Annotated in this window: 9 protein-coding genes; 6 read left to right on the plus strand and 3 right to left on the minus strand. The window is 47.0% G+C overall.

Annotated elements, in window-relative coordinates; genetic code table 11:
- The first annotated feature begins 290 nt into the window (after nt 1-290).
- Entirely contained in the window at nt 291-620 is a 330-nt protein-coding gene (locus AB7U36_RS13285) for a type II toxin-antitoxin system HicB family antitoxin (protein WP_428160244.1), read from the plus strand.
- Here the strand turns inward: AB7U36_RS13285 and AB7U36_RS13290 are convergent.
- The 3 genes from AB7U36_RS13290 to AB7U36_RS13300 all read right to left on the minus strand — a co-directional run bounded on the left by AB7U36_RS13290 (nt 598) and on the right by AB7U36_RS13300 (nt 3,250).
- A complete protein-coding gene (locus AB7U36_RS13290) occupies nt 598-1,176 on the minus strand; it encodes an AAA family ATPase (protein ID WP_428160245.1) in 579 nt (192 codons plus the stop codon). The genes AB7U36_RS13285 and AB7U36_RS13290 overlap by 23 nt on opposite strands.
- Nucleotides 1,177-1,280: 104 nt before the next feature.
- Entirely contained in the window at nt 1,281-2,402 is a 1,122-nt protein-coding gene (locus AB7U36_RS13295) for an NAD(P)/FAD-dependent oxidoreductase (protein WP_428160246.1), read from the minus strand.
- A complete protein-coding gene (locus AB7U36_RS13300) occupies nt 2,402-3,250 on the minus strand; it encodes a rhodanese-like domain-containing protein (protein WP_287125545.1) in 849 nt (282 codons plus the stop codon). The genes AB7U36_RS13295 and AB7U36_RS13300 overlap by 1 nt, the downstream gene beginning before the upstream one ends.
- 302 nt (nt 3,251-3,552) lie before the next feature.
- On the opposite strand from AB7U36_RS13300, the gene AB7U36_RS13305 reads away from it, so the two are divergent.
- The 5 genes from AB7U36_RS13305 to dxs form a co-directional block, all read left to right on the plus strand.
- A complete protein-coding gene (locus AB7U36_RS13305) occupies nt 3,553-4,320 on the plus strand; it encodes a sugar phosphate isomerase/epimerase family protein (RefSeq protein ID WP_004075329.1) in 768 nt (255 codons plus the stop codon).
- A 129-nt stretch (nt 4,321-4,449) separates the two neighbouring features.
- The gene (gene xseA / locus AB7U36_RS13310; RefSeq protein ID WP_428160247.1) at nt 4,450-5,802 is read left to right on the plus strand and encodes an exodeoxyribonuclease VII large subunit; all 1,353 of its coding nucleotides are present in this window, start codon (nt 4,450-4,452) and stop codon (nt 5,800-5,802) included.
- Nucleotides 5,783-6,010 (plus strand): exodeoxyribonuclease VII small subunit, encoded by a 228-nt coding sequence (gene xseB / locus AB7U36_RS13315; RefSeq protein ID WP_040016443.1) that lies wholly within the window; start codon nt 5,783-5,785, stop codon nt 6,008-6,010. Before xseA ends, xseB begins: the two co-directional genes overlap by 20 nt.
- Nucleotides 6,007-6,948, plus strand: a complete 942-nt coding sequence (locus AB7U36_RS13320) for a polyprenyl synthetase family protein (RefSeq protein ID WP_428160248.1) — start codon at nt 6,007-6,009, stop codon at nt 6,946-6,948. Before xseB ends, AB7U36_RS13320 begins: the two co-directional genes overlap by 4 nt.
- A 23-nt stretch (nt 6,949-6,971) precedes the next feature.
- On the plus strand, nt 6,972-8,595 hold a 1,624-nt coding region (dxs, locus tag AB7U36_RS13325; protein ID WP_428160249.1), incomplete at its 3' end, for a 1-deoxy-D-xylulose-5-phosphate synthase.

An 8,595-nucleotide genomic window follows, 5' to 3' on the forward strand; every position in this document is an offset into this window, starting at 1 on the left:
GGTTTGATGAGGGAGCATTGAGGATGCAAGGCCTTTGGAACACGTAGTAGCCGCGTGCGGCAAGGCGTCTCGAATATAAAAAGGGCTGAAGAAACCCGCCGAATCAGTGCTCTACTCTACCCAGATTATGAATTATTTTGGTGAGCCACGACAAAAGAAAAGCAGTCATCGAGTTTATAAGACGCCTTGGTAAGGGGATCCAAGGGTAAATATTCAGAATGATAAAGGAAAGGCCAAAGCATATCAAGTCAAACAGGTGCTTTTGGCTATTGAAAAAATGGAGGTTAGCCATGGCACAAAAAAATGATAAGTATAAATACCGTGTTACATGGTCTGAAGATGATAATGAGTATATTGGTTTGTGTGCTGAGTTTCCAAGCTTAAGTTGGTTGGCTGATAGTCCAGAAAGATCTTTAAAAGGAATTCGCAAGCTTGTAGCTGATGTATTATCAGATATGGCCAATAATTCAGAGGCTATTCCTGAACCAATAGCAATAAAAAATTTTAGTGGGAAATTTATGGTCCGTGTGCCTCCTGATGTTCATAGGAAATTGGCTATTCAAGCTGCTGAGTCAGGCGTGAGCCTCAACCGAATTGTCAGTTCCAAATTGAGTCAATAGCTACAAGCTGAAAACAACAAGCGGCATTCAGTGGATCGCAAAAAGCGCGCGCCCACTGATGCCGGGCGTTCACGGCGGCTCCGCCGCCGTGAATCGCGGTGCTGACTGCGTCCAGTACCTTGTCCCGGCGCCTCTGGCGCCAGAACAAGGTAAGGATATCCGACAGTTTTTCAAAATATTTCTTATAATTTAATAAAAAAGATTTTATTGTCACACCCTGGGTAAAAGTAAAACTGTCTTCTATATAGCTGATGTCGGGTTTCACTGACACCACGGAAAAATTTATTCTAAGCACCATAAAGCTGTTTTTCAGCGGCGTGGGATTGTGTCCGATCCAGGTGTCGTTAAAAAGAGCGTCAAATTTGTCTTTCCGGTTGATATCGTAATAACATTCCAGGGTGGAACACCAAAGGCTTTTCCCAAACCGCCGGGGCCGCAGAAAAACCGCGACCTGCCAGTTTTCAAGTTCGGCTATGTAACGGGTTTTGTCCACATAATGATAGCCGTCATTGATTATTTGCTCAAAATTGCCCACAGCATAAGGAATTTTTTTCATGACCCCGTCTTTTCCCTTCGCCGGGAACCGTTTCCCGGTACTTCAGAATTATGTTTTTGATAGAGCCTCTTGCAGAAATATTTTATATGCAAGAGGCCCCAGCGTTAAAGCGTTTTTTCAATGGCTTGAAATTTTTTCATGAATTTTGTGTCAATATAGTCTTTGATCCAAAATGCGGTTTTCCCGCTGAACACGATCCCTCTTTTTTTCAACACGCCGTGGTTTGCGCCAAGGTTAAAAATTAACAGGTACTCCGGTCCAGGATTAAACCCCTGCAGCGGAGTGCCTTCAAGCCGGGCAAACAGGTTGTTCAGCAGCACCGGATTTTGCCGGACCGCGTATACGCCGACCTTGTCTAACGGTCGATCCTTAAAACTGATACAATCCCCGCCGCCGAAAATATCCGGATACTTCACGCTTTGCAGGTATCTGTTTACCAGCATACCCTTATCCGGACCAACCGGCAGGCCGGATGCTTCAAAAATTTTTGACGGTTTCACACCCGAGGCAAGAAAAGTAAAATCAGTGGAGAGCGATTCGCCCGAAGCCATCAGAACGGATTCGGCTGTTACTTTTTCTACATACCCGTTTTCAAAAATCCGGATACCCCTTTTTTTAAGAATACTGCTTACACGGCAGCGGACGCTTTCAGGAAACCTGGCCATAAACCGGTTGCCGGCAAGAATTTTTATTTCCGGCATATTTTGCTTTGTCTCTTTTGCCAGTTGCCATATGTTCCCTGCCACTTCTGCCGAGGAGGGGCCGCCGCCAACGATTGTCACCACTGCTTTTTTACGTTTAAAAAGAATCTTGAGCTTTTCTGCCGCTTCCATAAGCTTTTCAATGGGTTTGACCGGATAAATATTTTCCGCATTTTCAGGCACATCCTGCATGGAGACATAGGACCCTGCATTCACGGAAAGCACATCATAGGCCAAACTTTGGCCGCCGGCGGTTTGAACCGTTTTTGCCGCCGGGTCAATCCGGGTCACATAATCCTTTACAAAAAGACCGCCTTGTTTGCATACAACATCCCGGGTGGCAAAACGAATGTCCGACGGGGTGTATGTCCCGCCCAGCATACCCGGTCCCATGCCGGAATAATAGTGGTAAAAGGACGGACCGATCACGGTAACCTTATACCCCTTTTCAACAAAGCGGGAAATATTCTCAAGCGCCGTCATGTGGGCATGTCCGCCGCCGATCAGAATCAAATTTTTTTTCATTAATTCGTTCCTTTTAGTGTATCCATCAGTTTTCCCAGGCTTTCTATGTGGGCTTTTTCTTCATTGGCGATGTTTTGAACAATCTGTCTTGAATCAGGGTTGTCTATTCTTACTGTGACACGCTGGTAAAGATCCAGAGCCTGTGCTTCAATAGACATGGCCAACGAGATCACATCCGTTTCCTTGTCCAGGTCCGGGCTGAACAGTTCAAGATACTGTTCCGTGGAAAGACCACCCTCCAGGGATTTTACTTCGACCATAGCCTCAAAGTCTTTTTGAGACATCTTTACATTTTCCCCACCAATATCCAGATAGGCCTGAAAAATGGATTTTTGATGATTCAACTCGATTTCAGAAAGTTTTGCAAACAGGTCTTTCACCTTTTTGTTGGTCGTCTGTTCGCCCAGAGTAAGATAAAATTCTCTCAACCCCTGTTCCAGGGAGTAGGCGACCTTGAGCACTTCTGCCGGCTCTTCTTTCCCAGAGAACAAGTCTAAACCCAGATCCTGGGGCCCTACGGCGATTTCCGACTTCCATGCCTTTATACCGCCGGAAACATTAATTACCTTTTTAAATCCCTTGCCTGCCAGCATCTGCGCAGCAACCCGGCTGCGCCCGCCTATGGCACAGTACACCAGGGTCGACTTGTCCGGGTCAAGTTCCTCCAGCCGGTCTGAAAGCTCGGACAGGGGGATAAGGACTGCCCCCGGAATATGGCTCGTCTCATATTCAGAGGGCTGACGGACATCAAGGATAGTGGTTTTCTCACTCGGCTGTGTGGAAATAAACGCCTTTGCCTGCGCGGTATCCATTGATTTGGCGGGCGTAAAAAACTGTAGCCATTTCATTTGTGAACCTCCCCAATTGTTATTTGTTGAACCGGATTTTCAGCCAATCAGCTTGAACATTTTTTGTTTACTCTGATATTGGATTGTAAATCATTAATTATTACATATCCAGCTTACCATGATAAGCCCCCTTTGTCTGAACAGGTTAATTTTTAATTTCAAGCTGTCGCAATTTACCCACAGAAAGTATAAACTTTACTAAGTTTGCTTTTTTACCATGAAGGAGACGAAGATATCAGTGCTTCGTGTCCTTCATGATCTTCGTGTTTTTTTACAGGATCAAAGAAATAAAGGATGCCACCATGAAGATAGGTGTAATGAACAACCCGTTAAAATCGGTTTACGAAGAAGCCGAGCAATGCGGTAAAGCCGGTTTTGACTTCCTGGATCTGACTATAGAAGGTCCCAACGCCGCAGATGTGGATACTCAACGACTTAAAGCCCTTCTGGATACCTGCGAACTTGGTATCATCGGCCACACCGATCCCTGCCTTCCCTGGGCATACCCGGTGTCTGTGATCAGGGATGCCTGTTTAAAGGAACTTGAGCGGTGCGCACGGATATTTTCCGGTTTAGGTGCAAGGGTTATGAACATCCACCCCTGCTATTTTTGCCCGCCTGCCATGAGAGATCAATTGGTCTCATTCCAGATAGAGGCGTTACCGCCCATTGTTGAAATGGCCGCAACCTATGGGCTTACCCTGGCGTTTGAAAACTATAAAGCGCCCTTTGACCGGGTGTCGGTTTTTAAAGAAATGATCGCCCGGGTATCCGGCCTGAAGCTGCATCTGGACTTTGGACACACCAACTTCGGCAAGGATGGGCATCAGATCTTCTGCAAAGAGCTCGGGGAGCACCTTGTTCATGTTCACTTTTCCGACAACCGGTCACGAAACGACGATCACCTCCCGTTGGGCGTAGGCACCATAGACTGGCAACAGGCCGTGGATTGCTTAAAATCAATCCCATACGACAACACCATCACCCTGGAAGTTTTCTGTAATGATCCACAGATGCAGGTTGCCTATCTGGACCTGAGCCGAAATATGGTACGCAGTTTGTGGGATTAATTTTCCAAATCTTTGACGGGTCGACGTCGCTGTCTTTCATGGTTTTGCGCTTATTGACTTTTATAAATGATTTATTTTATAAGTACGAACTTTGCGCACAAGCCGTATACGCCTCGGATAAGGAAAGGAATGGCAACACAGGATAATCATAAGGTTTTCACCGTAGGCACGCTGACAAGGCAGATAAAAAATCTGCTTGAGGAGCAGTATCCTTTTTTATGGATCATCGGTGAGATCTCAAATTTTTCAACGCCGGCTTCAGGCCATTCCTATTTTTCATTAAAAGACGAAGCTGCTGTAATTTCCTGCGTGATTTTTAAGGGACAGAAACGCCATTTAAAATTCACCCCTGAAAACGGGATGAAAGTCAAAGGCATGGCGCGCCTCTCCCTTTACGAGCCCCGTGGCTCCTACCAACTCATTTTTGAGCACATGGAAGCCGAAGGCACAGGTGCGCTTCAGCAAGACTTTGAACAGCTTAAAGCTAAACTGGCGGCCATGGGCTGGTTTGATACTGCCCACAAAAAGCAAATCCCTTTTTTGCCGTCAGGCATCCATGTGATTACCTCGGGCACGGGTGCTGCGGTGCGTGACATTATCCAGGTGGCCAAACAACGCTGTCCCAGCGTTCCCCTTGAAATCATTCCCGTCAAGGTACAAGGCGACACCGCAGAATTTGAGATTGCCCATGCCATTGAACTTGCAAATAGTGTCAAAACCTGTGACCTCATTATCATTGCCAGGGGCGGCGGGTCCTTGGAAGATTTGTGGGCATTTAACACCCAGACCGTGGCCAAGGCTGTTTACGAATCTGAAATCCCCGTCATTTCGGGTGTTGGGCATGAAATTGATTTCACCATTGCAGACTTTGTAGCCGATCTTCGGGCCCCTACCCCATCGGCTGCTGCCCAGATGGCCTTGCCTGACCAGGCTGCTATTGTTCATCAAATCCTTGGATTACAAAATGATTTAAACAATAAGATTGAGCGTCGCATTCTTCAACTGCGTGAGTATATAAACGATTTACACACCCGACTTAAAAGTCCGGCCAGGATTGTGGATGATTTCAGGTTCCGCATCGAAGATTTGCAATCCAGGGCTTTATCTTTGGTCAAAAATCATATTAATTACCAGCGAGAAAGAACCAACTGGCTTAAAAGAGCGCTTTCAGGCACCCTGCCCTTGTCGCGCACCCAGGGATTTCAAAAGGATGTCAAGGATCTTCAGCAAAGTCTGAATTATCTTTTTTATGCTTACCTGAAACAATGCAAAGCCCAGGTAAATCAACAAAGTGCCAAACTTGAGACCTTAAATCCGTCAGCGGTGTTGAACCGCGGTTACAGCATCACCCGCAGTATGTCAAATGGTCATGTTGTGATGGATGCGGATACGCTTAATACGAACGATGGAATTGAAATTATTTTATCTAAAGGACGCCTGGATGCCCGGGTGGAAAAAATATATGGCAAAGAAAACCTTTGAATCAGCATTAAAACAGCTTGAAATCATTGTCAAAGAAATGGAATCCGGTGATTTGACATTGGAAAAGGCAGTCAAAAAATATGAAGAAGGGATTGCCAATAGCCGTTTCTGCCTTGAAATTTTAGATAAAACCGAACAGAAAATTACCCAATTGACCATGGATGCTGACGGCAAGCCCGATGTATCGGATTTTAAGGAAGACCTATGAAGACCTTTGATCTTTCCGGATATTTGTCCCGGAACCGAAAACTGGTTGATGACGCACTGACAACCGTTTTTGATGAATTTGACAGACAACGCGAGCTTGTCCAGGCCATGATGCACTCTTTAATGGCCGGCGGCAAACGGGTACGCCCTGCCCTTGCGCTGGCAACTGCCGATGCATTAGGTGCAGATCCGCTTATTGCCCTGCCCGCTTCCTGTGCCATTGAAATGATCCATACCTATTCCCTGATCCATGATGATCTGCCGGGCATGGATGATGATGATCTGCGCAGAGGCGTTCCTACCTGCCATAAACAATTCTCCGAAGCCACCGCCATTCTGGCCGGAGACGGGCTTTTAACCCATGCATTTCATATCCTTGCCGCGCCTATGCCCTGTTTCAAGGTTTTCCCCGATGCCGAAACCCGGTTGATTCTGGTGGAAAAAATATCTGCAGCTGCCGGTATTAACGGCATGGTGGAAGGCCAGATGCTTGATATGCAGGCTGAAAAAAATCCGGAAAATTTGCCTTCAGACAGCCCCGGTGTCCTGACCCATTTAAAAAAAATTCACCGGCATAAAACCGGGGCCATGATAGAGGTCAGTGTCGCATCAGGGGCTATCAGTGCCGGGGCTGATCAAGATGCCTTAAACGCCCTTGGCACATATGCCCAAAATATCGGGTTGGCCTTCCAGGTGATGGACGACATCCTGAATGTGATAGGCGATCCCAAAATCATGGGTAAAGCTGCGGGTACCGATGCGCTGCACGATAAAATGACTTTTCCTGCCATCCTTGGCCTCGAAGAATCCAAAGCCTTTTCAAGGCAGCTTGTAGCCGATGCCCTGGAAGCTTTAGACAGTTACGGGGAAAAAGAATTCAAGAAAAACAGCGAACCGTTGCGCGCCATTGCCGCTTACATTATCAACCGGAACCGATGAGAGTACTAAATAAGAGGTATGCGTTGAAATATCTTGACCAAATAAACTGCCCTGATGATCTAAAACGAATTCCAAGGCATGAACTTGAGGCTGTTGCCCGGGAGATCCGGGGCAGAATTATTGATGTGGTATCAAAAAACGGCGGGCACCTGGCATCAAGTTTAGGCGTCGTAGAACTGACCATTGCCCTGCATTACGTATTTGATTTACCCAAGGATACCCTGATCTGGGATGTAGGCCACCAGTCCTATGCGCACAAGCTTTTAACCGGGCGCCACCGAAGCTTTGACACCCTTCGAAAATATAAGGGAATTTCAGGATTTGTTAAAATCAAAGAAAGTCCCTATGACGCATTCACTGTAGGACACGCCTCCACGTCAATTTCTGCAGGGCTTGGCATGTGTTATGCCAAGGCGCTCAAGAAGGACAAATCCAATGTGGTCTCAATCATTGGTGACGGTTCCATGACCGCAGGGCTTGCCTATGAAGGGTTGAACCATGCAGGCGATCTCCAGCAGAAATACATCGTTATACTAAATGATAACGACATGTCCATCTCCGCCAATGTCGGCGCTTTGTCTTCCTACCTGTCCCGGACCTTTTCGCATAAGGCGCTGCAGAATATGCGTAATCAGTTTGGCCAGTTTTTAAAATCCGTGCCCAAGATCGGGGATGACATGTATGGATGGGCCAAAAGATGGGAGGAGTCTTTTAAGACCTTTGTGACACCGGGCATGCTGTTCGAGGCCTTTAATTTTGATTACTTCGGTCCTATTGACGGCCATAATCTGGATCATCTCATTGATATTCTGTCAAATATTAAAGATCCTGATTCGCCGGTGCTGCTTCATGTCACCACGAAAAAAGGCAAAGGATATGCGCCTGCTGAAAAAAATCCGGTTTATTTTCATGGCGTTGGTGCTTTTGCTATAGATACCGGAAAATGTCCGGCGTCAAAAAATGCCGCACCCTCTTACACGTCGGTGTTCGGTAAATGTATGATTGAGCTTGCAAAACAAAACCCGTGCATTGTGGCGGTGACGGCTGCCATGCCCGAAGGCACGGGATTAAAGGAATTTGCCGAACACTTTGCCGACAGGTTTATTGATGTCGGCATTGCCGAACAGCATGCGGTTACCTTTGCCGCAGGCCTTGCCGCCAAGGGCGCAAAACCCGTTGTGGCCATATATTCCACCTTTTTGCAGCGCGCCTATGACCAGATTCTTCATGATGTCTGTATTGACAGCCATCCAGTAATTTTTGCCATAGACCGTGGCGGCATTGTCGGAGAAGACGGGCCCACCCACCACGGGCTGTTTGATTTCTCCTATCTTCGGTCCATTCCCAATATGACCGTTATGGCGCCCATGGATGAAAATGAATTGGTGCGAATGATGCAGACGGCTGTGGCTCACCAGGGCCCCATTGCCCTGCGTTATCCCCGGGGGGCAGGCCAGGGTGTTGACGTTGATTACAATGCCAAAGCCGTTGATATCGGAAAAGCAAAGGTGCTTCGCACCGGCGACGATCTTTTAATTATCGGTATTGGCCGCTGCGTGAATGATGCCATGGATGCAGCAGAACTATTATCGGCCCAAGGCATTGAAAGTACCGTGGTCAATGCCCGGTTTGTAAAGCCTTTGGATG

The organism is Desulfobacter sp. (assembly GCF_050177295.1).